The 24373-nt window shown below is 61.8% G+C and carries 25 protein-coding genes and 2 pseudogenes; 9 read left to right on the top strand and 18 right to left on the bottom strand.

Features of this window, described 5'->3' with window-relative positions; genetic code table 11:
• Nucleotides 1-21 precede the first annotated feature (21 nt).
• Nucleotides 22-285: a hypothetical protein gene (locus tag WFP36_RS08790; RefSeq protein WP_336979738.1), complete on the bottom strand. Its 264-nt coding sequence runs from the start codon at nucleotides 283-285 to the stop codon at nucleotides 22-24.
• 621 nt (nucleotides 286-906) lie between these two features.
• On the opposite strand from WFP36_RS08790, the gene WFP36_RS08785 reads away from it, so the two are divergent.
• Nucleotides 907-1107 carry a hypothetical protein gene (locus tag WFP36_RS08785; RefSeq protein ID WP_336979736.1) on the top strand — a complete coding sequence of 67 codons (201 nt, stop codon included), beginning with the start codon at nucleotides 907-909 and terminating at the stop codon, nucleotides 1105-1107.
• A gap of 74 nt (nucleotides 1108-1181) precedes the next feature.
• Here the strand turns inward: WFP36_RS08785 and WFP36_RS08780 are convergent, their stop codons facing one another.
• The 10 genes from WFP36_RS08780 to WFP36_RS08735 form a co-directional block, all read right to left on the bottom strand.
• Nucleotides 1182-3362: a TonB-dependent receptor gene (locus tag WFP36_RS08780; RefSeq protein WP_336979734.1), complete on the bottom strand. Its 2181-nt coding sequence runs from the start codon at nucleotides 3360-3362 to the stop codon at nucleotides 1182-1184.
• A gap of 117 nt (nucleotides 3363-3479) precedes the next feature.
• Nucleotides 3480-3875 carry a DUF2946 family protein gene (locus WFP36_RS08775; RefSeq protein ID WP_336979732.1) on the bottom strand — a complete coding sequence of 132 codons (396 nt, stop codon included), beginning with the start codon at nucleotides 3873-3875 and terminating at the stop codon, nucleotides 3480-3482.
• A gap of 45 nt (nucleotides 3876-3920) precedes the next feature.
• The gene (locus WFP36_RS08770; protein WP_336979730.1) at nucleotides 3921-4541 is read right to left on the bottom strand and encodes a DsbA family protein; all 621 of its coding nucleotides are present in this window, start codon (nucleotides 4539-4541) and stop codon (nucleotides 3921-3923) included.
• 24 nt (nucleotides 4542-4565) lie between these two features.
• Nucleotides 4566-5252, bottom strand: coding sequence for a spermidine synthase (locus WFP36_RS08765; RefSeq protein ID WP_336979728.1), 687 nt, complete (start codon nucleotides 5250-5252; stop codon nucleotides 4566-4568).
• Nucleotides 5253-5261: 9 nt separating this feature from the next.
• The gene (gene yihA / locus WFP36_RS08760) at nucleotides 5262-5903 is read right to left on the bottom strand and encodes a ribosome biogenesis GTP-binding protein YihA/YsxC (RefSeq protein ID WP_336979726.1); all 642 of its coding nucleotides are present in this window, start codon (nucleotides 5901-5903) and stop codon (nucleotides 5262-5264) included.
• Between the two features lie 16 nt (nucleotides 5904-5919).
• Nucleotides 5920-7698, bottom strand: a complete 1779-nt coding sequence (gene yidC / locus WFP36_RS08755; protein ID WP_336979724.1) for a membrane protein insertase YidC — start codon at nucleotides 7696-7698, stop codon at nucleotides 5920-5922.
• Between the two features lie 63 nt (nucleotides 7699-7761).
• A complete protein-coding gene (yidD, locus tag WFP36_RS08750) occupies nucleotides 7762-7971 on the bottom strand; it encodes a membrane protein insertion efficiency factor YidD (RefSeq protein WP_336979722.1) in 210 nt (69 codons plus the stop codon).
• Nucleotides 7968-8342 carry a ribonuclease P protein component gene (gene rnpA / locus WFP36_RS08745; protein WP_336979720.1) on the bottom strand — a complete coding sequence of 125 codons (375 nt, stop codon included), beginning with the start codon at nucleotides 8340-8342 and terminating at the stop codon, nucleotides 7968-7970. Before rnpA ends, yidD begins: the two co-directional genes overlap by 4 nt.
• A 154-nt stretch (nucleotides 8343-8496) precedes the next feature.
• Nucleotides 8497-8631 (bottom strand): 50S ribosomal protein L34, encoded by a 135-nt coding sequence (rpmH, locus tag WFP36_RS08740; protein WP_336979718.1) that lies wholly within the window; start codon nucleotides 8629-8631, stop codon nucleotides 8497-8499.
• Nucleotides 8632-8732: 101 nt separating this feature from the next.
• Complete coding sequence (locus WFP36_RS08735; protein ID WP_336979716.1) at nucleotides 8733-9461, bottom strand: alpha/beta hydrolase; 729 nt, start codon at nucleotides 9459-9461, stop codon at nucleotides 8733-8735.
• Nucleotides 9462-9726: 265 nt separating this feature from the next.
• On the opposite strand from WFP36_RS08735, the pseudogene WFP36_RS08730 reads away from it, so the two are divergent.
• Nucleotides 9727-10365: pseudogene (locus tag WFP36_RS08730) on the top strand (magnesium chelatase domain-containing protein); the annotation flags it as partial.
• A 113-nt stretch (nucleotides 10366-10478) separates the two neighbouring features.
• On the top strand, nucleotides 10479-11273 hold the full coding sequence (locus WFP36_RS08725) for a hypothetical protein (RefSeq protein WP_336979714.1): 795 nt from the start codon (nucleotides 10479-10481) through the stop codon (nucleotides 11271-11273).
• Here the strand turns inward: WFP36_RS08725 and WFP36_RS08720 are convergent, their stop codons facing one another.
• Complete coding sequence (locus WFP36_RS08720) at nucleotides 11274-11624, bottom strand: excalibur calcium-binding domain-containing protein (RefSeq protein ID WP_336979712.1); 351 nt, start codon at nucleotides 11622-11624, stop codon at nucleotides 11274-11276.
• Nucleotides 11625-11627: 3 nt separating this feature from the next.
• The gene (locus tag WFP36_RS08715) at nucleotides 11628-12110 is read right to left on the bottom strand and encodes a hypothetical protein (RefSeq protein ID WP_336979710.1); all 483 of its coding nucleotides are present in this window, start codon (nucleotides 12108-12110) and stop codon (nucleotides 11628-11630) included.
• 862 nt (nucleotides 12111-12972) lie between these two features.
• Between WFP36_RS08715 and WFP36_RS08710 the strand changes: the two genes are divergently transcribed.
• The 3 genes from WFP36_RS08710 to WFP36_RS08705 all read left to right on the top strand — a co-directional run bounded on the left by WFP36_RS08710 (nucleotide 12973) and on the right by WFP36_RS08705 (nucleotide 16150).
• A complete protein-coding gene (locus WFP36_RS08710; protein ID WP_156313592.1) occupies nucleotides 12973-13245 on the top strand; it encodes a hypothetical protein in 273 nt (90 codons plus the stop codon).
• A complete protein-coding gene (locus WFP36_RS16805) occupies nucleotides 13242-13715 on the top strand; it encodes an HNH endonuclease (RefSeq protein ID WP_419716624.1) in 474 nt (157 codons plus the stop codon). Before WFP36_RS08710 ends, WFP36_RS16805 begins: the two co-directional genes overlap by 4 nt.
• A 317-nt stretch (nucleotides 13716-14032) precedes the next feature.
• A complete protein-coding gene (locus WFP36_RS08705) occupies nucleotides 14033-16150 on the top strand; it encodes a hypothetical protein (protein WP_336979707.1) in 2118 nt (705 codons plus the stop codon).
• A gap of 910 nt (nucleotides 16151-17060) precedes the next feature.
• Here WFP36_RS08705 and WFP36_RS08700 read toward each other — a convergent pair.
• From WFP36_RS08700 to WFP36_RS08685, 4 genes are all read right to left on the bottom strand, one after another.
• Nucleotides 17061-17321, bottom strand: coding sequence for a hypothetical protein (locus WFP36_RS08700; protein ID WP_336979705.1), 261 nt, complete (start codon nucleotides 17319-17321; stop codon nucleotides 17061-17063).
• Nucleotides 17322-18430: 1109 nt separating this feature from the next.
• A complete protein-coding gene (locus WFP36_RS08695) occupies nucleotides 18431-19114 on the bottom strand; it encodes a recombinase family protein (RefSeq protein WP_336979703.1) in 684 nt (227 codons plus the stop codon).
• Between the two features lie 341 nt (nucleotides 19115-19455).
• On the bottom strand, nucleotides 19456-20217 hold the full coding sequence (locus tag WFP36_RS08690) for a hypothetical protein (protein WP_336979701.1): 762 nt from the start codon (nucleotides 20215-20217) through the stop codon (nucleotides 19456-19458).
• A gap of 15 nt (nucleotides 20218-20232) precedes the next feature.
• The gene (locus WFP36_RS08685) at nucleotides 20233-21804 is read right to left on the bottom strand and encodes a recombinase family protein (RefSeq protein WP_336979699.1); all 1572 of its coding nucleotides are present in this window, start codon (nucleotides 21802-21804) and stop codon (nucleotides 20233-20235) included.
• 33 nt (nucleotides 21805-21837) lie between these two features.
• Between WFP36_RS08685 and WFP36_RS08680 the strand changes: the two are divergent.
• Nucleotides 21838-22719 (top strand): annotated as a pseudogene (locus WFP36_RS08680) (YifB family Mg chelatase-like AAA ATPase); the annotation flags it as partial.
• A 10-nt stretch (nucleotides 22720-22729) separates the two neighbouring features.
• A complete protein-coding gene (locus WFP36_RS08675; protein ID WP_336979697.1) occupies nucleotides 22730-23227 on the top strand; it encodes a GNAT family N-acetyltransferase in 498 nt (165 codons plus the stop codon).
• Nucleotides 23228-23237: 10 nt separating this feature from the next.
• Here WFP36_RS08675 and WFP36_RS08670 read toward each other — a convergent pair whose 3' ends face one another.
• Nucleotides 23238-23744: a winged helix-turn-helix transcriptional regulator gene (locus WFP36_RS08670; RefSeq protein ID WP_419716623.1), complete on the bottom strand. Its 507-nt coding sequence runs from the start codon at nucleotides 23742-23744 to the stop codon at nucleotides 23238-23240.
• A 159-nt stretch (nucleotides 23745-23903) separates the two neighbouring features.
• Between WFP36_RS08670 and WFP36_RS08665 the strand changes: the two genes are divergently transcribed.
• On the top strand, nucleotides 23904-24248 hold the full coding sequence (locus tag WFP36_RS08665) for a CC_3452 family protein (RefSeq protein WP_336979695.1): 345 nt from the start codon (nucleotides 23904-23906) through the stop codon (nucleotides 24246-24248).
• Nucleotides 24249-24373 lie beyond the last annotated feature (125 nt).

Here is a 24373-nt window from a genome sequence, read left to right as displayed (position 1 = left end):
CATTGTTGTAGAAAGCGGACCTTAATCCTTAGTCTGGCGATCGTCTGTGGGTGGTGACTTCTTACCGGTTGTATCAAAGCGTGCTTCGCCAATTTCATTCCAGTTGTTTTTCACAAATCGGGAAATGAAAAAGGCTCCAACTACCAATCCGATTAGAATTACGCCCATCAATATTTTTATACCAAACGGACCTTCTCTACCAAATTCATGAAAGAGAAGAACCGTGAGAAGAATTGCCATGGCTGTTATGACGTATGGAGAACCTTTCCATTTGTCTTCGCTCATTGGTATATTCCCGTTGCTCTGCGCAGGGGCTGAGAATGCCAGCTGGGGGCTATGTCCGCAATGTTGTCGTTTCCGGAACGACAACATTGGCAGGTTTGGGGCGAGGAGTGGGCGAAATTCTTATCCCCTCGCCACACCCGCTCATCCTGAGCTTGTCGAAGGACACGCACTGGCGCTTGCCCAACAAAGGGATATGGGGCTGACGGTTTCCCGTGTCCTTCGACAAGCTCAGGACGAACGGAGGTTGGGGATGACCGCAATGTTGTCGTGCCTGGAACGACAAATATTGGCGAGTTGGGGTGGGAAGCAGCCCAAAGCCCTCTCCCGCTGGGGAGAGGGATACGCAGGCTTGGCCGGAACCGGCCTAGCCGGAGTTGGGTGAGGGTTTCGAGTCTAACAGACTCGCGGGCACCCTCATCCAAGCTGCACCAGCGGGAGAAGGATTGATCTCCGCCACGTCGCCGTATCCGGAATGGCCCCGACGCTTCGCCGCTGGCCATGCACGACTCCCGCGCTCTGCCCGGCCAGCCCGTCACCCCGGCGCAAGCGGCGGAACATCGGGGCCGCTGCATCCATTCTTCCTTCATGCCCGATCAAGGGCGTGAAGAGAGGAGTCTCCCCATGGAAAATCGTCCGAACCAGAATCAGAACCAGGATCAGGACCGCAACCGTCAGGCTGAACAGCAGGGCGGCGGTCAGCGCGATGGGGCCAATCGCCAGCAGGGCGAGCAGGACGCAAACCGCTCGCGCCAGCAGCAGCAGGACGAAGAGCGCAATCGCCGCCAGCAGGGTGAAGAAGGCGAACGGCGCGAGCAGCGCTAGTTCACCGGTTCACCTGACCGCAGCATGATCGCCGGCCGCTCCCCCAATCGGGGGCGGCCGGCTTTCTTCATGGATCAGAAGCGGGTGCTGAGCCCCACATTGATCGAGCGGCCACGGCCCGGCACGGGGCCCAGATCGCCGGTCACCCCGTAATCGCCCAGCGACATGCCGCCGAGCGGCAGGGCATAGGCCTTGTCGAACAGGTTCTGCGCCTCAAGGCTCACGCGCACCCCGCCAATCGTATAGGCCGCGCTGAGGTTGACCAGCGCATAGGCACCGGTTTCCACCTCGTTGCGAGTGGCATCGACGCGGGTCTTTTCCGCGACCCATTCCAGCTCAGCGCCCAGTTCCAGCGCGCCCTGCCGGTGATCGAGCGAGAGGCGGGCATTGAAGGGCATCTGGCGATAGAGCGGGCCGCCGTCGGTGAGATTATCCCCCTGGAGCCAGGATGCGGTGGCATTCAGGCGCGTGCCGTCCTGCCCCTCGCCGCGCCACAGATCTACGCCGCCCGACACGTCGACGCCGTAGAATTCCGCTTCCTGATTGGCGAATTGCAGCTGCACGAAGGGCGAAGGCATGTTCATCATGTCCTTCAGCACCTGCACGAACTCGGCATCGATATAATCGCTGACATGAGTGTAATAGGGCGCCACGCGCAGCGACCAGCCCTGCGATCCGCCACCCAGCGCCAGTGCCGCGCTGACCGTGTCGGCCCGTTCCGGCTTCAGGTCCGGATTGCCGACATAGCCGTTCCCGTCGCCATACCAGCCGATCATCCGGCTCGCCATCGAGCCACGGCCCCAGCTGTAACGCTCATAGATATTAGGCGAGCGCGTCTTGTGGGCATAGCCCAGTTCCAGCGCGGCCATATCCGAAGCCTGCCAGGTAAGCAGGAAGGAGCCGGACCAATTATTGTCGACCCGCTTGCGGTCTGATGCGTTGAACGCATTGGCGGCCATCACATCCGCCATCTGCATCATGCCGGTGCCATAGGGCTGAACATCGCCCGTATCCATTTCCACCCGGTCATACCGGATACCGGCCGTGGTGCGGACGGAATCGCTCCAGTGGCGTTCCCATTCGGCATAGGTGCCGATCCGGTCGCGCGTGGCGGCATTGATGTTCACATATTCATTCGGGCCCATCATCATGCTGCCCGCGACCGGCGGCCAGTAATCGTCGAGCCACTGGTGGTGATATTCGCCGCCCAGCCGCAGGGTATCGTGCATGGAGAGCGGCAGTTCGACCCTGGCCGAGGCATCGAAGCTGTGCACTTCGGTGTTCATCGGCATGGAACCGGGCAGCTTGTCTTCCAGGAAGTTCATCACATGGTCGGTGTCGCGGTACGCGGCGGCAAGGTCCAGCTTGCCCCAGTCGAACACGCCGCGATAGCTGCCGTTGAGGAACCAGCTCTTGTTCGAGGTCATGTCCATATACTGGTTCACGAAGCCTTCGTAGGGCGAGAAGTGATAGCCGCCCTTCAGCTGGAACAGGCTGGTGCCGCTCTGCACCGCCAGGGCCAGCGCATGGTCGGTCTTGGCATATTCGCTGGAGCGGACGATCCCGGTGTCCCCGCCGCCCTCATACTGCTCCGACTGAGTGTAGGAGCCGGTATAGGTGGCGCTGACATGGCGGCTGGCCGCCGTCAGCCTGACTGCACCGCCGAAGCCGTCGCCATTCGAGCGGTAGAAGGCCGAAGCCTCGCCGGTCAGCAGCATGGAATCGCTGATCGAGAATTGCGGCGGGGCGGAATCCACTGCGATCACGCCGCCGATATTGTCGCCGCCCTTGCTGACCGGAGCCACGCCGGTGAGCACGCGGATCGAGGCCACATTCTGCGGATCGGTGTAGGACAGGGGCGAGTTCATATCGTTGGGGCAGGACATGTCGATTGCCTGCCCGTCCACCAGCACCGTCAGGCGCTGTTCGGACAGGCCCCGGATCGCGGGCATGGAGGAAAAGCCGCCGCCGGTCGCCACGCTGACGCCGGGAATGCGGGTCAGCACGGCGGCCGTGTCGCTGGTGGAAGCCTGACGGCGCGCGATAGTGCTGCGGCCCATTTCGCCGCCGGTGATCGGCCCGGTAATGGTGACAGTGCCCTCGCCGCCAGCCTCGAGCGGGCCGGCTTCGAGAGTTGCGGTATCGTCCTCCTCGCCTGCGGCCTCCTGCGCGAAGGCGGGGGCGGCGAGGGAAAGGGTGGCAAGGCAGCAGCCGGCAACAAGCGCGGCGCGATAGGTGGAAATGCGAAGAGTCATGAAAATTACGTCCCGTTTGTCCCCCTCATGGGGATCGGCCTGACGGATTGGCCCGCGCCGCTTCCTGAGCAGCCGGGCAGTGTCGTACGAACAGGGGCCGAAAATCCGGCCCGCAGGTCAGGCGTAGGCGGGCGGGCCGCGCAGGGGCGGCGTAGCGAAGGGAACCGGGCGCAGCACGGGCGGCGCGATCGGCGCGAAGCCCAGCAGCAGGATGAACACCAGCGCCGCCGCCAGCAGCATGTCGGCCCCCGCCAGTCCGCCCATGGCAAGGGCGGTATAGGGGCAATGGCTGGCTTCCTGCGCGCGGGTTGTGTCGGGATCGGCCTTCTTGCCGGGGATCGCGACTTCGATGGTCTTCACCGTCTGCCCATCGCAGATGCGCATGGTGAAGGTCGCGCCGCTGGCATCCACCATATAGCCCATCGGCACCACGGCCTTGAGGCAAAGCGCCAGGGCCAGCAGCAGCGCTGCCAGCGCGCGATGGCGCAGGAGGAGATGCCGGAACCCGGTCATGCCCGCCCCTCTAGCCCCATTCCCCGCGAATGGAATTGATTTTCTTCAAGCGCCCGTGCGCACGCGCTGCACTACGTCGAGCAGGCCGGTGATATTGATCGCGCCCGGCACGATATAGCTGCCCACGACCATGCCCGGCGTGCCTTCCAGCCCGATCTGGGCGGCCTGGCTGCGCGACTGGCGCATCAGCGCGTCGATCTTGGCGCCATTGGCCGCCAAATCGGCCTCAAGCCTTGCCCAGTCGACCTTGGCAGTGCGAGCGGCGGCCTTCAGCGCGGTTTCGTCCAGCTTGCCCTTGGTGCGCATCAGCGCGTCGTGGAAGGCGGCATGGCGGCCCTGGAACTGCGAGGCGATGGCAAGGCGCGCGGCGCGCTGCGACACCGCGCCGAATACCGGCCAGTCGCGATAGACAACCCGCACTCGCTTGTCCCGCTGCAGCAGGTCCATCAGCGAGAGGTGCTGTTTCTTGCAATAGGCGCACTGGTAATCGAAATAGAGGACGATAGTGACGTCATAGGCCTTGGGCTTCACGCCCGGCGCCAGTGGCGCTTCAGCCAGCGCGGCGCGGAAGGCCGCGCCCTGATCGGCGGCGGGGGAAGCGCCTGCCAGCAGCAGACCGGCAGAGAGCGCGAACAGGGGCGTCAGGACGGAACCGAAGCGCTTCATTCCTGCCTTATCCTCTTTCCCGCCTTATGCCTGCCCACGGCGAACAGGGCGGGCGAACCAGATCACATGCTTGGCACCCTTGCCGTTGCTGCGTGCCCGCACCGCCACTTCCTCGACATCGAAGCCCGCCTTGCGCAGCCGCCCGGCAAAGGCCGGGTCCGGCCCGGCGGACCAGATCGCCAGCACGCCACCGGGACGCAGTGCCTCGCGCGCGGCCAGCAGGCCCTGACGCGAATAGATCCGGTCATTCTCCTGCCGCACCAGCCCGTCCGGCCCGTTGTCCACGTCGAGCAGGATCGCGTCATAGGTGTTGCGGGCATTGGCGATCACCAGCCCGACATCTTCCTCGATCAGCCGCACGCGCGGATCGTCAAGGCAGCCGGCGGCCAGTTCCGCCATCGGCCCGCGCGCCCATTCGATGATCTGCGGCACCAGTTCGGCCACGGTCAGCTTCGCATCGGCCCCCAGTACCGCCAAAGCGGCGCGCAGAGTGAAGCCCATGCCATAGCCGCCGATCAGCAGATGCGGCGCGCGCTGCCCGGCAATCCGCTCGCAGCTCATGGTGGCGAGCGCCTGTTCCGAGCCGCTCATCCGCGTGCTCATCAGTTCGTTGCGGTCCAGCACGATCATGAAATCGCGGCCATGGCGGAACAGGCGCAATTCCTCGCCGCCCGGCACCTGCGCCGTATCGATCAGCTCACGCGCGATCATGGCTGGCGATTACAGCTCGACATCGGACAGCACGGCGGCCCGCAATTCGTCGATGCCCATCTTCTTTTCGGCCGAGGTGACATGCACCACCGGGAAAGCGGCGGGATGCTTGCGCGCTTCGGCCTGCGTGGCGGCAAGGGCCGCGGCCAGCTCGCTCGCCTTGATCTTGTCGGCCTTAGTCAGCACCACACGGTAACTGGCGGCGGATTCGTCGAGCATATTCATCATCTCGACATCCACCGGCTTGGGGCCGTGGCGGGCATCGATCAGCACCAGCGTGCGCTTGAGCACCTGCCGCCCGCGCAGATAATCGCGCACCAGCATCTTCCACTTCGCCACCACCTTGGGCGGCGCCTTGGCGAAACCATAGCCGGGCATGTCGACCAGCCGGAACTGGGTGGGATCGCCCACTTCGAAGAAGTTCAGCTCCTGCGTGCGGCCCGGCGTCACCGAAGCTCGCGCGATCGAGCGGCGTCCGGTGAGCGCATTGAGCAGCGAGCTCTTGCCGACATTGGAACGTCCGCAAAAGGCGATTTCAGGCACTTGCGGATCGGGCAGGAACTTCAGTTCCGGGGCGGATTTGAGGAATTCCACCCGCCCCGAGAACAGCTTGCCCGCACGTTCGGCCAGATCGTCGATATCGTCACTCATGCCGGGCAGGTGCTCCTCAGCCCTTCTTGTCGCGCGCCTTGGCACGCTCCTGATCGACCTTGTCCTTGTCGGCCTGCGCCTTCAGCTGCGGATGGCGGCTGTAGAGATAGGCCTGCTGGGCAATGGTCAGCAGGTTGGAGGTGCACCAGTAAAGCAGCAGACCGGCCGCGAAGGGCGCCATCACGAACATCAGCACCCAAGGCATGATCATGAACATCTGCTGCTGCACCGGGTCCATCTGGGCCGGGTTCAGCTTGAACTGCAGGAACATGGTGATGCCCAGCAGCACCGCCAGCGGCCCGATCGCCAGCATGGAGGGTACATCGTAAGGCAGCATGCCGAACAGGTTCAGGATATGCAGCGGATCGGGCGCGGAAAGGTCCTTGATCCACAGCGCGAAGGGCTGGTGGCGCATGTCGAGCGACAGGATCAGCACCTTGTAGAGCGCGAAGAAGATCGGAATCTGCAGCAGCAGCGGCAAACAGCCAGCGAGCGGATTGACGCCTTCCGACTTGTAGAGCGCCATGATCTCCTGCTGCTGCTTCTGCTTGTCGTCCTTGTAGCGTTCCTGCAGCGCCTTCATCTTGGGCTGGATGGCACGCATCGCCGCCATGGAGGCGAATTGCTTCTGCGCAATGGGGAACATCAACCCGCGGATCACCACAGTCAGCAGCATGATCGCGACGCCGAAATTGCCGACCAGCGCGAAGAGATGCTTCAGCAGCCAGAGAATCGGCTTTTCGAGGATTTCGAACCAGCCCCAGTCGATCGCGCGGCTGAAATTGGGAATGCCGGCATCCTGATAGGCGCCCAGCAGGTCGCTTTCCTTGGCCCCGGCGAAAAGACGGGTTGTGCGGGTCGTCGCCTTGCCGGCAGGCACGGTGACGGGCTGATAGTTGAGATCGGCCTGGAACAGTTCCCCGCCCAGCGAGCGGAACTGGGCCTGCGCGTCCTGCCCATCCTGCGCGACCAGCGCGGCGAGCCAGTAAATGTCGGTAAAGCCCATCCAGTCGGGCCGGCCAGTGGGCTTCTCGCTGCCGCTTTCGGCCAGATCGTCGTAATCCGGGCCATAGGTCACGGCTTCGTCGAAGGCACCGATGGGGCCGGAATGGACGTTCCACGAATCGCCGCTGGCCGTCTTGCTGGTGCGCTTGATCAGGGCATAGGGCTGCACCACTACCGGCGCCGCACCCGTGTTGGCCACGGTCTGCTCGGCAGTGATCATGTAATGCTCGTCCACCGTGAACTTGATGGAGAAGAGCTGGCCCTTGCCATTGTCCCAGTTGAGCGTGACCGGCTTGCCCGGTGCCAGCGGACCGCCGGAGACCTGCCATGGCGTATCGCCCGAACTGGCAAGCTGGCCGTCCAGCATGAAGCCGAACTGGCTGAAATATTCCGCCGGAGTGCCTGCGGGCGAGAACAGGCGTACGGGATCGCTGCCCTTTTCGATGCCCTGCAAATGCTTGGTCAGCGTCAGGTCGTCGATCCGCGCGCCGACGGGGTTGATCGAGCCGGCAATCTCGGGCGCGGCGATCTTCACGCGGACAGGCGCGGCCAGATCGGTGGCCAGATCCTTGCGTTCCTGCGCGATGTCGGCCGCATTGTGCAGCCCGCCTTCGCGGTTGGTGCGCGAATGGCGCAGCTTCTCGTCCTCGGCGGAGGACGAACCGGCCGTCTGTTCCACTGCGGGCTTCTGGACCGGCTGGGGGAAATACCAGCGCGAGAACGCGTCCCAGCCGAACAGCATCACGGCGCTGAGCACCACGAACAGGATGATGTTGCGCTTATTGTCCACTGGCGATCCTAGTTCCCGTCAATTCATCGGCTGACCGCGCCGCACAGATGCGACACGGGTATTTCACGGCACGGGGTCGTACCCGTGCCCTCCCCAAGGGTGGCAGCGCAATAGACGCTTGAGCGCAAGCCATCCACCCTTCATCGCACCATATTTCTCCAGCGCCTCGATCGCATATTGCGAGCAGGACGGCGCATAGCGGCAGGATGGCGGCAGGATGCGCGAAGGGCCCAACTGCCAGAAGCGCGCCACCAGGATGAAAATCCGCTTCATCGCCGTTTCCCGCGCGGACGGCGCGGTGCATCCCCCTTGCCTTCGGCGGCGCGTTTCAGCGCGGCGCCGAGTTCGTCCTTCAGCCGGGCGAAATCGCGTTCGATCCCGCCTTCGCGGCCGATCAGAACATGGTCATGATCGGGCAGACCTTCAAGCGGCAGGGTGGCGCGCAGCAATTCGCGAAAGCGGCGCTTCATGCGATTGCGCACCACGGCATTGCCGACTTTCTTGGTGACAGTGATGCCGAACCGCATGCCCAACCCGCCATTGGGCCGGGCGAGCAGCACGAAGCCGGGGCGCGCCACGCGCAGCCCGTGATTCGCGGCAAGGAAGTCCGCCCGTTTGCGCAGGGTGGAAAGGTCCGGCTGCATGGCAGGATGTCGTTAGCCGGAAAGCCTGTGCGCCGGAAGCGGCACCGGCCCGCTTCCTTGCCCGGCCGCCCCATTCGGGCACGGCAAGGAAAGGAAGCGGGCCGGAGCGATGCGTAAGGCCCAGCCGAAGCCAGGCCCGCAAAGAGCCGCTAAATCAGGCGCTCAGCTTCTTGCGGCCGCGCGCGCGGCGAGCGGCGAGAACCTTGCGGCCGCCAACAGTGGCCTTGCGTGCGCGGAAGCCGTGACGGCGGCTGCGCACGAGATTGCTCGGCTGGAAAGTGCGCTTCATGATCTGAACCCTTCAGAAATTCCAAACATGTGCCGCATGCACGGCACCAACAAAAAAGCCGCCCGCCCTTGGACGAGGCGACCTTCAGAATGGGGGCGCGGTTAGTGGAGCAGCGCCGCCAAGTCAAGATATGCCAGCTTGGGAACGAATTCCTCCGCGGCTGGTGCCGCCGCCGGCAGGGGCACCACCGACGGCGGCGCGTGAGGTGCCTGCCCATAATCCACCCAACCGCGCATTTCCTCGGCGGAAAGCCAGCGGGCGTCCTCGAACGGCACGGAATTCGTCATGGCATAGAAGGCCTGCGCCTGCTCGCCCGACATGCCCATTTCTCGGTAATAGTTGATATATTTGCGGTTCTCAGGCGCGCTGATTGCATAGTCGCCTGCCTGCCGCCCCGAATCGTCTTCCCAGGCATGGACCGCAAAGCGCGCGCCATCCTCGATGGTCCGGTCGGCGCCGGCCAGGAAAAGTTCCACTGCCCCCGAACGGACCGAACCCCCGCGCGGCACGCGGGTGTCGATCCCGGCGCGGCGAATCATCCGGCCGAGTTCGAGATTGGCGAGATCGTCGAAAGTGCCGGGGCACTCGATCAGTTCCAGCGTGGCGAGCCCCGGATAGTCGCGCAGCATGGCAGCGAATTGCCGCGGGCTGCGATCGTCCGTGATGCCGACCAGGGCGGCATGGCTCTCGTCGATCACGCGGAAGGGGCCGTAAGTGGCAATGCCGGAAACCTCTTCCAGCACGGTGCCGGAAACGAAGCGTTCGGCGGAAGCCCCGAAATCGGACGCTTCCTCCACCACCTCGTATTCAATTGTTTCCACAATCGTCACGCGCGCATTGGCGATGGCCGGGGCGCATATGGCAGCCAGCCCGCAAATGGCGGTAAGAATGAGGTGACCCCGTTGCATGGCCGGATAGTGGGCCTGCGGGTCCTGCCCAAATCTGAGCAAACCTGCTTTACGGCTTCTTCACCCTGTTCTGCGTGGACTTGCGTAGGTCGCTCTTACATCCGAAGCGGAGCGAACCGCGCTACTGCGATAGACAGCCCGGCCCGCGACGTTATCGTCTTCTGCGCAAAGGGTATTTGGGGGTCTCTTGGTCGCACTCGTATCGACGGTGGCCTATCTCGGGCTGGAGGCGCGCGCCGTGGAGGTGCAGTGCCAGGTGGCGCCGGGCATGCCGCGCTTCGCCATTGTCGGCCTGCCGGACAAGGCCGTGGGCGAAAGCCGCGAGCGAGTGCAAGCCGCGCTCGCCGCCATGGGCCTTTCGCTGCCGCCCAAAAGGATCACCATCAACCTCTCCCCGGCGGACCTGCCCAAGGAAGGCAGCCATTACGATCTGCCCATCGCGCTGGCCCTGCTCGCCGCCATGGGCGTGACCGATGCGGAACAGCTGGCGGACTGGGTGGCAGTGGGCGAACTGGCGCTGGACGGGCGAATCGTCCCCTCCCCCGGCGTGCTGCTCGCCGCGATCCACGCCAGCCAGCAGGACAAGGGCCTGATCTGTCCCGCCGCGCAAGGAGCGGAAGCGCGCTGGGCCTCCGGCGTGCCGGTCTGCGCCGCACCGGACCTCGTCAGCCTGCTCAATCACCTCAAGGGCACGCAGCGCCTGCCCGAGCCGGAGCCGGGCGAAGTGGACGAACCCGCGCGCGGACCTGACCTCAGGCAAGTGAAGGGGCAGGAGACCGCGAAACGCGCCCTGGAGATCGCGGCGGCAGGCGGCCACAATCTGCTCAAGTTGTGACGTAAAGGAGGCGACATTCAATGACATTCAGGCGTAAAAAATCTCCAACGGTCTAGCCACTTGCGGATAGATGCCACTATCACTGAAATACTAGGAGAATTGGTATGACAGTTGCCGGCGAATTGCCTGAATTGGCAGAGACGATCATCAAACATTCCAATCACGGCCGCGACACGATTACCTCTGTTTTGGGCTTCATGTGGCAAGAGCCTGAGTGGAGTGCAAATTTTCTACTTGGGATCAATGTCTTAGCAGAAAAATTTGATCGCCTTTCTTTCGAAATAGAAGAAGCCGATATCTCAGAGCGTTCTCGGAAACTTTATCAAGGTGCAGCGGAAATCCTCCGCAACCTTATGCTGCCACCGGGCTTGCTTGGGAAAACGGTTGACCATCTGCATAACCAGCAGAACCATATCGACATATTGTTCATGGCTAGCGACACACTTAAACGCCCGTCGCTTTCAATCCCGCCAATCGAGTTGCGTCAAGAATTGATAAAGACCCTTGAGAGCGCAATCACCCAAACGAAAGAGGCTGATTTGGATGCGGCCTTGGAACGCCTCATTGTATCGCATCTTGAAACTGTCCTCTTCGCTGTTCGCGCATTCGAACATCTTGGCGTGGAGGGCGTCACACGGATTTTTGGAGCGGCAGTCGCCGATGTAACCCGAGCAGCAAAATTGCCCGAAGCAAAAACAGGGACGGCAAAGCAGATTTTCAAAGCGACGAAGACGGCGCTGGCAGCAGTGGGCGGCTTGCTAATCTTCTCAGGTCAAGCTGCAGAAGGGGCCGAGAAGCTTATTTCACACGGGGAGGGCGTTCTGGAATCTCTAGGCTTCGCAGTAGAAGGCGAGGGGGACTCGAACGGGAATCCTGCACTTCCTTCGCCGGATAACTAATCACTCGCACCCCTTCCCGTCCCCATCCCGGTCCAAGTGCTTCCCGTAGCCCGGATCGCCCCGATAGACAGGCGCGGCCCCAGCCGCACGGGCTGCTGAACAGTTGGGATAGTAGACCTCTCGCCCACCGCCACCACCGTTCCCGCTGCCACGCAGGCTCTGCTTGGGCACAGAGGTTGCCCCAGCATTAGGCCCCCTGTGACAGTGACGGGTCCCTGTCTTGCGGTCCATGTGGCAACCGTCAGCAGCGAGACCCCCACCGTGGGCACTGAGCGGCGCTGGGCTGCTTATGGCTATAAGCGCAAGGCCTGCCGCTGCCCCTAGCCACCTTGAGACGTTCTGCCTCCGCATGGCTCAGAACCTCCGCTGGACGGTGCTGGGATCGTAAGGCTGGCAGGTGCCGACATAGTCGCCCGCCTTCCCTGAGATACTGATAGCGCCAGTCAGCCGATCAATTCGCAGCTTGGGGTTGTTCATCACGTTCACGGCCACAGAGGCAGTGATTTCGTTCTCGCCAATCTTGATGGACTTGATTTTGAACCACCCATCCTCGCCCCCACGAATGACAGGCAGCATGGCGCGAGGCATACGAATGCGCCCCTCGCCTCCCTCAATCCAGAGGTTCACTTGATCGTCAAAAGGAACGCTCCGGTTCCCCACGACATTGGCCGACGCATAGCCGCCATTACTGTCCCATGCGTTCGCCTGAGCGTAGGTCGCTTTGTTCGCAGCGCCTCCACCCAAACAGACCAAATCAAAGCGTTTGGCGTCCGACTGGCCAGCGGCTGAAGTCGCTGCACATAATGCCAACAGACCAAAGATGGCTCTCGGTTTCATGTTGCCCCCTCGCAATCACAATCGCAGCTATCCGGGGAAGCGGTGACTAAATCGCTAACCGAACAGGAAGCGCCAGCACGTAATTGCGCCAAAGATAATGGCTACGAATACCACGAGACCGACCGCGAACGCCTCCACGTAAATACCCTTATCGTCTGGGGCGTCTCTGTCTTCCCACTCGCAGCGCATGGCGTTTCGTCTCCTTGGAGTGGGCGGGAGTGGGCGTGGTGTCTCCGTGAGTCAATCTGGTCCGCGGTTCGTTCAAAGATCAACATTATTAGCTTGCTATGTAGCCAAGGTCAAATGCCGCTCAAGGGGCTGATTTTGCACCGGAATTGTCTAGCCAGAAAAAGGCTATATTTTCAAAGCGTTGCACACGTGTTGCGCACATTTTGGAATATACCTCCACATTTAGGAGAGAGACCGCAACAACATCCTCCGCTCGCCACCCTCTGGAATAAACAACCACCATATCCAGAGACCGGCGCATTTCCGCCGCTTCTGGCTCTCCACCGAATAACCCCCCCCATATCCAGAGCCGCCTGCAACGTGTTGCGTTCGGCGGCCCTCCGCATTCAACAACCTCAAACCCAGCACCACCACCATGAACAAGCCATCATTCGCGGCCCCAGCACGTAAGGGCCGTCCCTCTAGCCGTGCGTCCGACGCGGACCCTGCAACTATCGCGGAGTTTGTCGCCAAAGCACTCGAATACCCGGCAACGCCTCCACCACCCCCAACGCCTCTCGCCCCAGAGCCTCCGAACGACCGCAAACGCTACAGCGGCGTGTGGCACGACATGACGCCCGAAGAACGAAGCGCCTACGCAAAGAAACTTGCGGCTATGCGCCGCCCTGAGAACATGCGCCGTGCTTACAAGCGCACTCGCGGCCCGAAAGGGTGGAGTGCCGAAGATGCCGCAGCGGCAAAGGTCGCGGCACGCCTAGCAGCCGAAAGGCTCGTGGAACGCCTAATCGCCAATGGCACCATTCCCCGCTCTGACATTGACGGGGCGAACGCCACTGTCGCCGCCCTTACGCTCCTAGCCGCTCCGGGCGGCGCGAAGGCAGACAAACTAGCAGCCGCACGAAAGTTGCTGCGCCACTACCATGCCGATCTGGCGGGGATGGTATGACAGACCCTCTACGCCGTTCGTTTCGCCAAGCCCGCGCCATGCGTTTTGAAGCGTTACCCTCGCCCAACCCTGAGCTTGAGAAGCCATGCCAAGTTTGTGTCTCCCATCAGCCGAACACAGACGGGTATCTCCACAAGACTTGGACCGTAGAGGGGCGCAAACTCAAGGAACCCTTTCACCGCTTCATTCTCCGAGCCCATCGGGGGTGGGAGCAATGGCCTGAGGGTCTCGAATGCGACCACCTGTGTCGCCACCGCTTATGCGCTGAGCCCAGCCATCTTCGCCCCCTTCAACGCTCCGAACACAAGAGCGTGACGAACACCACACGATACTCCGAACGGCACAAAGACGCCCGCGACTACTGGCTTGCGACCGGCTGCACCGGCACGGCCTTAGGTGAGCGCTTCAACGTCACATACTCCTCCGGCTGTCGCTGGATACGCCAGTGGAAGGCGGACTTGCTCGCCTGAGCACCACCTAACCCTTTTGGTCGCCCTGCATTCTGTAGGCGGCCCTTTCCCCAACGCCCCCGCACGTCCGACCATGTGCGCACACTATCCCCCGGACGCTGCACCGTGGGGGCAATATCCAATTGGAACCCAAAACACCTATGCCAATCATCGAGATCGAAGGCGTGGGACGTGTTGAAGTTGATGACACGTTCCTATCGCTTTCCCCTGCCCAACAGGACGCTGTTGTCGCGGACATTATGGCCTCTGCCGGTCCCCGTCGCTCGCCTCAGCGCCCTCAGCCTCCGCAGGCCCCTCCCGCTACCCCTGCCTCCCCCATGGTGGACACAGGACAGGCAGCTATCGACAACGCAACGCCTCCCCCAGTCGTCTCCAATCCCCACTTTTCAGACGAGTGGCTGGCCCAACAAGAGGCAGCATATCAGCAGCAGCAAGCCGCCAGCGCCCGGCAACGTCTCACCCCGGACGGCTACCCGCTGGACGAGACGCCCAACGCTGACCGCACGTCTGCATTTGAGGCTGGCGTTCTAGGCTTTGCCGACGCCCTCACTTTCGGCTTTGGCGATGAAATAGACGCTGGGCTGGGGGCATTCATTCCCGGCGATGGTCGCAAGACCGTGTGGGACGGCAATGGCTTTTCCGCCGCATACGACGCCAATGTTCGCTACAATCGAGACTTGTTAGCAGCAGCCCAGGACGAACACCCGTGGGCCTATGGCGCTGGGGCAGTAGGCGGAAGTCTTGTCCCCATTACTGGCGTTGCCGGTGGAGCCGCAAAGGCCGCTGGCGCTCTGGGCAAGCTGAAGTCTGCCGCAAAGACTGGCGCGGTCTACGGCGCTGCATACGGTGCCGGTTCTGACGAAGGCAATCCGCTGGAACGGCTAGACGGTGCAGCCTTTGGCGCTGCCACAGGTGCCGTGGGAGGCGTTGCGCTGCATGGTGCTGCGAAGGCCGGGAACGCTGCCCTCAGCCCCGTAGCTCGCAAATTGCTGCCCAAGCTGGCGGACGCCCAATTCGCTCGCGAGCAGGCTGCAAATCCCCACGTCCTTACAGATGCACAGGTTGCCGACGATCTGGACCGGATTGTGCAGACCATGATGGTGGACGGGGCCAAGCGGAAGCTCTCCAAGGGCCAGCATTCCACACTGCTGAATAGGGTCTCAGACTTGGAAGCTAGCTATCTCCCGGCAGACGAGATTAGCGCTCTGGACCTTCCCCCTTCCCTCAAGGCCAGCCTCAAGTCTGCAATGGCCCGCCGCCACCTGCTGTCCGATGCTGAGGTCCAGTCGCTACGCGATGGCACCCCAGCCGGTGAAGCGGTAGCGGACGGAATCGAAAAGGCTCGTCGCCTTCGCGCCTATGTTTCCGAAACGTCCGGTAGCAGCAATGGCGTCACCAAAGCCCTCGCGGAAGCTCTCGGCTCCACGGCAGGCTGGAAGGCTGGCGGTCCCCTAGGTGGAGCTATCGGCGGACGGCTGGGCCGTGCGGCTGTCTCTCGCTCCGAAGGGCGAGCAGCGCAGGACGCAATTGACCTTGCCGCCAATGCCAAACGCTTCGCCCAGTTGCCCGATGTTGCGGCAGCGAGGGAAGCAAAGGGACCGACCGACATAGGCGGTCTCTCCCGCGCTATGGCTGAGGCTCTGGACGCTCCCTATCTGGCCAAGGCGGAAGCTGACCGCTTGGAGGCGGAAGGGCGCAAGGTCGCTATTCGCAACGCCCGCGACAACGTCACTCCCTCAGGTGGATGGCGAGGCCTGATTTACGAACGCACGGGCCTCCGGCCAGCCGAGCAGGACGCTGGGGCACTCGCCGCCCTCAAGGATGGGGCTATCTCCCCTGCCCAGTTTGAGGCCTACCTTTCGGACCCTTCCAAGCTCACCGCTGGCAATGCAGGCAACGCCCTCATTGACCGGCTGGGGTCTTATGCCGAGAGCGGGAGATTCCCGCGAGACCCCAAGTGGAAGCCTCGCCCCCTGCTGCCTCGTGAAGCTGAGTTGCTCAAGGAACTGGACACGGTTGACCCTGAGCGCATGACCCTGTCCGATGGTGTCCCCATCCGGGATAGCGAGATTCCTGAGGGATACGTGGGCGAGTGGATCACTCCCGCGAATAGGAAGCGGTCAGAGGAAATCAGGGCAGAGCTAGAAAAGCTCCGGTCGCCATCCTCGCAGGTCCGCAACCCTCTCGCCTACACGGCCACTGCGAACGCAAATCAGCAGCGTGTGACGGACGCCCTGTCTGCCGTTCGTTCCCGCGAGGGACTGGCGGACACTGACCGGGAGACCATTGCCACCGCTCTGGCGGCTATCGGCAACACGTCCAGCCGCGAGGAAGCCCAAGCCATCGCTACGGACGCCATAGACCGGCTGGGGCCAGAGCAGCGAGACTATGCACGGTCTCTGCTGTCTCCACTCGTGGTCCAAATCAGGCGCTAAAGGCCCCTAGGCCCTATAAGGCGCTAGGAGAGTCACTGAGAGTCGAAACGTCTTTTGCTAGGCCCAGTGCCCAGCAGACCTCTATCGACTCTCAGCGACCTCCTGAGGGCAAAATAGAGGTATATCAATGACCTCCATCTACCCAAACCAGCGAAGGCGAGGGCGAATAGCCTTGCGGACCGCGTGACGCTGGACCGATAGGCTGGGGACTTTTCGTCCTAGTATAGCGTTAGGACAGGATGGGGACGTGCAGATTGCTTTAAGCTCACTTGAGTTCACTAATAGGAGACAGAGAGGATAATCTTATAGGAGACTTAAAGTAGGGCCTGAGTGGAAAAGGAAAGACCCTTCCCAGTCATTGCTTGGGTCTCCCATTCCTGTCTCCCTTCAAGGGTCTCTCAGCAGTCTGTTCAGCCGAAATGCTGCCCTACGTTACCAATCGCAACCCCAAAGCCCTCAGCGATCCGCAGTGCCTCCCCGGTCAGCCTCAGGCGTGTGTCCACCCCCGGCTTTCCTGTCTGGGCAGCGTCACGGCCACGAAAGCCTCCCACACGGTCTAGCATTCCAGCCCGTTCCAAAGCCCCCAGTGCCTTGAGGAACTGAGTGCGGCCCACCGTCTCCCCGGTGAAGCTCCCATTGGACAACGGACGGCTACGCCACCCCTCGCCCCACTCGGCCTCTTGTGCCGCAAGCAAACCGGCAAGCAGTGCCTCCACGGCCTTGCGCATGTTCGCGATGCTAGTGGGACGCTGGGGAGGCAGGGAGGGCAGCACAATCGTATCCAGCACATGGGAGACGAGAGCCTGTGCCTCAGATGATACCGCCCGCCCATCCAGTCGCAAGACAGGCTGGCGGAGGCGTAGAGCCCACGACACGTCCGAAAGGCTCAGGTCTCCCATTGCACTCAGTCTCAAATATCCAGCACTGCACAGTCACCATGCGGCTCTGTGTTTTTCGCGTCGGCATAACGTGGCGCAACGCTGGCCAGTGCTGCAAGCAACTGTTCGCGGCTCACTGCCACCTGTTCAACCTTGCCCGCTTCATTCTGCTGGGAAAGCACAAGACCACCCTCGCCCATGTCGGCAACGCTCAGCAGCCCATAGCCTTCGGCTGCAATCTCAAAATCCAAACGAACCACAAGGCCCCCGTCGTTTTCTGCATGGGGCACCATTACCCCGCCCCCATTGATGACACAGAGCCAAGCCCCTGTGAATCCACATAATCCATGTTTTTCAATTATTTAGTCTACGATTTGGGACATTCCCACCAATGAAAACATGGGCTTGAAGCATGGCCGCAACCTTGCCCAAGTGACGGGGCAGCAAAAAGCCAGAACACAGAATTAAAAATGCCGTCACTGATGAGAGGGGCAGTAAGCATCTGCCACTAACCGATTCGGTGGAATAAAAGCCCTGAAATAGAAAACTTCACATGAAAATTTTTGCCCGGATTCATTTTTACTCTTGCGCTCCGCGCGAGTGGAGCTTTGCCGGGCGTTTGAGTGTGTTGCCGGGCTACAGCACCAAGCCCTAGCCCAGTCATTGATCGTGAATCCCGCATTTAAAGCCTTGCGCCTGATTCCCGGTAAAAGCACTATGCCTAGCAGTTGAGCAAAACGGCGGCCCCAAAGGCCTCCGGTAACTCGACTAGGACAGGCGGGGGAAAAGTATTTCCCTGCGCAGTTCATCAAGCCGCTATAAGCAGCGGCAGGCTAACCGCGCTAAGGCTCAGCCGAACGTGCGGGGGAACGGTGAACGTTCCGGTAGCGCAATCGGCTCCCCTTTCATTCGGGGGATGCTGCGTTCACCGTTCCTGCCACCTTTGTGCCTCAGCAGCGCGACACGCGCAATGGCATAGGTTACGAAAATCGTCACAGTGCACAGGTGCCGTTACACTAGTGGGCGGATAACCTTACCAATAGAGTTCTCAGAGAACTGGGGTGCACTCACACGCATGGCGAGCAAGTTTCGCGAACACAGGGGAGGTGACCCACGCGGCCAAAATGTTCGCGGGAAGGCTCGCTCTACATTATAAGCCGATCCTCAACATCGCTCATCTTGTCTTCCAAGTCGCTTATCCGGCTGGAAAGCTCGTCACACCTCTCCCAAGCGTTTGCGGCATTTGCACGAGCTATGTCGGCAAGCTGGTAGGCTTCCTCTGCACTGTGGCTTCCGCAACTCCCCAACAGCAACGCAAGGCCAATTGCAAACTCGCAGCGTAGCCGCGTGGATAATCGCATCATATTCCCCTCCGAATGCAGATAGTCCTAAGCCCCGCTGATTATCCGTTGGCCCCAAGCCGCGCCAGCAGGTTCCGCACAGAGCTAGGGTGCCACTTGCCCCCACGAGGCGTCACGATCCCCCTCACGTTCAACTCGCTGGCAATAGCCTGAAGCGACGTTGCCCCTGCGGCCTGAATATCGGCAATGACAGGTGCAAGGTCCGTTGCCCGTTCGGCAGCGCCAGCCTTCACCGCTTCAATTGCGGCAACATTGCCTTTGGCGGCTCTCCGAAGCGCGGCGGCACCGTTGGGATTGCCCAGTCGCGTCCCCCGTGCCTTCGCGGCTGCAAGCGCCTCAATGGTGCGGCGGGATATGGCTTTGCGCTCAGCCTGTGCGACCGCTGCCATGATATGCACCGTTAGTTCGTTCGCTTCCGGCATGTCAGCAGCGAGGAAGCGCCCGCCGCTGTCCTGAAGGGCGGACAGGAACGCCACGCTACGCGAGAGACGGTCCAGCTTCGCCACCACAAGGGTCGCGCCTGTCACCTTGGCCCTGTGCATCGCTGCCTGAAGCTCGGGCCGGTCGCTACGCTTACCGCTCTCAACCTCTGTGAACTCTGCCACCATCTGCCAGCCTCGCGAACTACACAGGCTGGACACTGCCTCGCGCTGGGCTTCAAGCCCCAGCCCTGAGCGCCCCTGCCCCTCAGTTGAAACGCGATAATAAGCGACAACCCTGCACATGCTCAGCCTCATACATAACTGCGTAACGTCCGTTAGTCGGTTTTGTATGAACAGGCAAGAGCAATGTTCAGGCCCTCAATCTCCCAACCGTCGCGCCTCGCCGGTCGCCTAGCGCGGACATATGGCACGCAGCATCCCCCGGTAGATCGCAGCGGGGAAGCGTGACGTGGAACGAGAGAGAGTGGGAGGGAAGCCGGACGGCAAAGGCGATTGTCGAGCGAGCGGGTCCCCCTTCCGGGCACAGAGGGTTCCCCCGAACTTCACGACCATTCGGTTTCCAAAAGGTCGCTAAAGCGGCGGGTTGTTTGTTGTTGTTGGGCTTCAGCGACCGGCGCACACTCCTAGAAAAACGGAGTGGCGCTTAGCTCTGAATGGGACACGGGCTTATCAAGGCCATAGGCTTTCACTAGACCGGCTACAACGTCTGCGAACCAGTCCGGCGCCTCAGGGCTGACGTAAATGCGCTCAATCAGCGCATCCAAGGAGACAGGGAATTGCTTGATAACCGGCACGTCTGCCCCATCGAAGATAGACCCATCCAGCGTTATCGCTCGGGCTTCACGTTCATGGGAAAATGATAGGCGCTTTATTAGAAACGGGTTGAACATGTTACCTTCACTCACACCCGCTGTTTTGTAGTCGATATAATGAACAACCCCCATCGGCACGTCATCAGGCAGTTCTTTTGCTAGTTTCGCATAGGTGGTTTGGATACAGACCGCGTCACTAGACTTGCTATAAATCCGCCACATAGCCGCAGACTCGGACTCGTTCATGTGCCAACAGCTAACGAAAGTGGCCTTCACGGCGCTCTTTCTCAGATGGCTCCATTGCTCAAAGATTTTGCCCAGTATGTCGTCTGGAATGTCTTTGTAAGGGTCGGCCTCCGGCGTCTCTTTGCGCACTCTAAACGCCTCGTCGCGAGCCACCGCATTTTGAGCCGGTGCACTTCCCTCGAACGGGTCTCCGAGTGTGTCTGAACGAGGAAAGGCGAGGGCTTTTGTTTGCAGAAGCGCAACGAACTTGGACAAATCCATGTAGCGCCAAAGACGGACATTTGGGTCTGGCGGTTGCACGAAAGAGGGGTGAACTAGATCGGCCATTGAGCGAAGGCCTTATTAGACCGCCCCATCGGAAGGAAGCGCAAACGGCAACTCCACGCTTCCACCATGCTGCCACACAAAGTCCAAGACCCCGTGCCGGTAGTCCACCACGACCTGCTCGAATACTGCGAGCATCGCGGCATTGATGGCCACCACGTCCAATGGGTCCCCTTCCTCCGGCTCTAGGGTCCCCAGCAGCCGCGCAATCCTCGCTTGGACAGTCTGCCCCGCCGTTTCCGCGCGGCGAGCCTCCAACCGGCGCAGGGTGTCGCGGGCTTCCTCATATTCGCCCTCAAGGACGCGGAGGCGTGACGCCAGCGTCAAGCTATCCCCGCCCGCTTCAATTGCTTCCAATATTCGTGCAATTCGGTCGCTAACGTCGCTGAAAGCCTCCCCGGCACTCAAGACCATTGTATCTAGCTCAGTGTCTCGGTTCCCTGCTGGTGCGTCCCTCAAACGAACAGGAAGCCGCTCCACTATCGCGTCCTCTAACATGTCCACGCGGACAGTCTTGTAGGCGCATCCAGCACGAGACTTGGCCGCCGCACACACAAGGGCCGGATGGCTACGTTTCCCCTTTGCTACCCTTGTCATCGTGCCGCCGCATTCGGGGCACTTGGCGAGCCGTGCGAGCATGTGGGAGACAGGGCGAGCGGCATGACGTCCCCTCGCGCGGGGCTTACCGTCACTGATAGCCCGAACGTCAGCCCAAAGTTCCTTAGAGACCGCAGCAGGGAAATAGCCCCGCACAGGCTCTTGGGGTGTCCGGGTTTTCTTGCCGTCCACGTAGTCCAGGGTGTGGGGAACAAAGGTCCCGATAACTGCCTCATTGGTCAGTATCTTGGCGATGTAGGACCGCTGCCAGAACTTCGCGCGGCCCCAAGGTTTCACCCCTTCACGGTTGAGGCTGGCTGCAATGTGGTGCTGGCCTTGGCCCTCCAAAGTCTCCCGAAAAACCCGCTCCACGATAGCCGCCCTCTCGGGAATTAGCTCAATCCCACCACTGTTCGGGTTAAGGCGCATCCATGCAGGAACCTTGGACGTGAACGCCTTGCCATCTGCCAGCCTGTCACGCTTTGCCGCCCATGCGGCCTTGAGGCGTCGAGCCTTTGTGGCGCTTTCCTCGTGGGCGCGAGCCATGATCGTAAGGGAACTGATTAGGCGCATCATGCCATCGCCCGAATTGACGCTCGCCCAGCTATATTCCTGTTCGTCAAGCAGGGTAACAATGCTGATCCCGCTCCTGAGAAGGTTCAGGAAAGCAAGCTGAGCAACGCCGATCTCTTGGCGACTGAAGCGGTCCAAGCTCTCGATCAATAGAATGCTACCCGATGCAACCTCGCCAGTTTGGACATGCTCGAAAAAGCGGCCAAGGTTGCCTTCCACGGCATTTCGCCCTCGGAAAGCCGACATCCCAATATCGTGAAGGATGAGGGTGCGGTCCAGTTCCCACCCACGCTTGAGACAATATGCATCCGCTAGAGCGATCTGGCGACGAAAGCTGTCCCCCTGCATCTGTTCGGGGGTGCTGCACCGGAGATAGCTGTATGCCTTGATGGGACTGGATATTTGAGTGTCAGCGGTCATTAGGGGTCCTTTTCAACTGATGATCCTAATGTCAATAATCTGCTGATGATCGGGCCACCGGGCGCGGGTAAGTCCCTACTCGCTTCCTGCCTGCCGGGCATATTGCCGGACCTTACCCCGCCAGAGGCACTGGAAGTCTCCATGGTCGCCTCAGTGGCCGGGGAACTGGAAGGCGGACGGATCAGCCGCACGCGCCCGTTCCGCAGCCCGCATCATTCCGCCTCGATGGCAGCCCTGACCGGCGGTGGCCTGCGCGTGCGGCCGGGCGAGGTTTCCATGGCCCATCTGGGCGTGCTGTTCCTTGACGAATTGCCCGAGTTCCAGCGCGCGGTGCTCGACAGCCTGCGCCAGCCGCTGGAGACCGGCGAGGTCAGCGTGGCGCGGGCCAATGCCCATGTGACCTTCCCCGCGCGAGTGCAGCTGGTGGCGGCAATGAACCCGTGCCGCTGCGGGCATCTGGGCGATCCCGCGCTCGCCTGCAGCCGCGCGCCGCGCTGCGCCGCCGATTATCAGAGCAAGGTTTCGGGCCCGCTGCTCGACCGGATCGACCTGCATGTCGAAGTCGATCCGGTCAGCGCGGCAGACCTCGCCCTGCCCCCGCCTGCCGAAGGCTCGGCCGAAGTATCCGCCCGCGTCGCCCGCGCTCGCCGAATCCAGAACGCGCGGACCGCCGAGACCGGCGCCCGCACCAATGCGGAACTCAACGGCGAAGCGCTGGACCGCTTCGCCACGCCCGATGACGCTGGGCAAAAGCTGTTGTTGCAGGCAGCCGATGCGATGCGCCTTTCCGCACGCGGCTACACCCGCATGCTGCGCGTCGCCCGCACCATCGCCGATCTCGCAGGGGCGGAACAGATCGGGCGGATTCACATTGCCGAGGCGCTGAGCTACAGGAGGCAGCCCCCAAGAGCTTGAAAGAGCTGCAATGCCGACTGCCGATCTTGCCATCCGTCCCGCCACTGCCGCCGACCATGATGCGATCTGGACGATCCTCGAACCGGTGATCCGCGACGGGGCGACCTATCCGCTCGATCCCGCGCTCGATCGGGCTGGGGCTTTCGAATATTGGTTCGCGCCGGACAAGGCCGTGTTCGTGGCCGAAGCGGATGGCGCCGTGCTCGGCACCTATTATCTCAAGCCCAATTCCACCGGCCTTGCAGACCATGTCGCCAACGCCGGTTACATGACCCACCCCGCCGCGCGCGGGAAAGGAATTGCCAGCGCCATGGCGCATGACAGCTTCGCCCGGGCGAAGGATGCCGGATATCGCGCGATGCAGTTCAATCTGGTGATTGCCACCAACGAACAGGCCGTGCGCCTGTGGCAGCGGCTGGGGCTGCAGGTGATCGGCCGCCTGCCCGAAGCGTTCCGGCACAAGCGGCTGGGCTATGTCGACGCCTTCGTGATGTACCGGGCGCTCTAGGGATTAGGACTTAGAGATTCGGGTCCGGCTCCGACGTTTCCCGGTCGCAGCATTCGCCCAGGCGCGAACGATCCTGCCAGCGCAGTTCGGCATATTTCAGCTCGCGCCCGTCGTGCCCGTGGATCGTGATCGGGGCGATCGGCAGCCAGTCCCGCGAATCGACCAGCACCGGGTTCGATGCTTCCTGCATCGTATATTTCTCGCCCCACTGGCGCAGGGCCAGCATGGCGGGCAGCAGGTCGATCCCCTTTTCGGTGAGGCGATATTCGATCTTGCGCCGGTCGTCGGGGCAAGGCTCGCGCTTCAGCACACCGTGCTCGACCAGCTTGGCGAGGCGGTTGGACAGGATGTTGCGCGCAATGCCCAGCTCGCTGAGGAATTCCTCGAAATGGCAGAGCTTGTTGAACGCCGCGCGCAGGATCATGAACGACCAACGCTCGCCCATGACTTCCAACGCTTGCGGCAGCCCGCATGCGACTACGTCTGATAGTGGTTCGCGCAGACCTGCAATCCTCATCCAGTCGGTTTCACCTGTTCACCATGCACAGTCCGATGCGCAATAAGTTTTTAGTTGCTACCAGAAACCTAATATCTTAAGTAGCGATTCGCAACTGAGTTTGAGGGAAAGTTGGACCGCGCCTCAGCCGGGCCGACAGGATCACAGAGGGAATTCGTCATGAACCGCATTTTCAGCGTCGCCCGACGCGCCGATGTCGCGTTGCTTGCCTCGACCTTCGCCCTTGCCGGCGCCTTCGCCAGCATCGTCCCTGTTCCGGCAGTCGCTGCTGCGGGCACCGCCTATTACCGGGCCGAACTCGCCTCGCCGCTCGCCGAACCCCGGCGCGAAATTCTCAACGGCGTGATCTGGAGCTGCTCTGACAATAGCTGCACCGGCACCAAGGGCGGCTCGCGCGCCGAACTCGAATGCGCCCGTTTGGCGCAGAAGGTCGGCCAGATCTCCGCATTCGCCAAGGGCGATGCCGCGCTCGACGAAAGCGCGCTGGCCCGCTGCAACAAGTAATCGGAAGAACACGTTCCCGGCCACCTGCCCCATCTCTGGCCGGGATGTGAGGGCCCCTGCGACCAACCGCGCGGGGGCCCTTTTCCGTTCCGGACCCCCGTGGTTTCAGGGTTCCAGTGGTTTCA

Origin of the sequence: Fulverythrobacter fulvus, from assembly GCF_037154085.1 — a bacterium.
Classification (GTDB): Bacteria; Pseudomonadota; Alphaproteobacteria; order Sphingomonadales; family Sphingomonadaceae; genus Andeanibacterium; species Andeanibacterium fulvum.
Note: the sequence above shows the minus strand (reverse complement) of the source record. Positions and strands in the feature narration are given on the sequence as shown.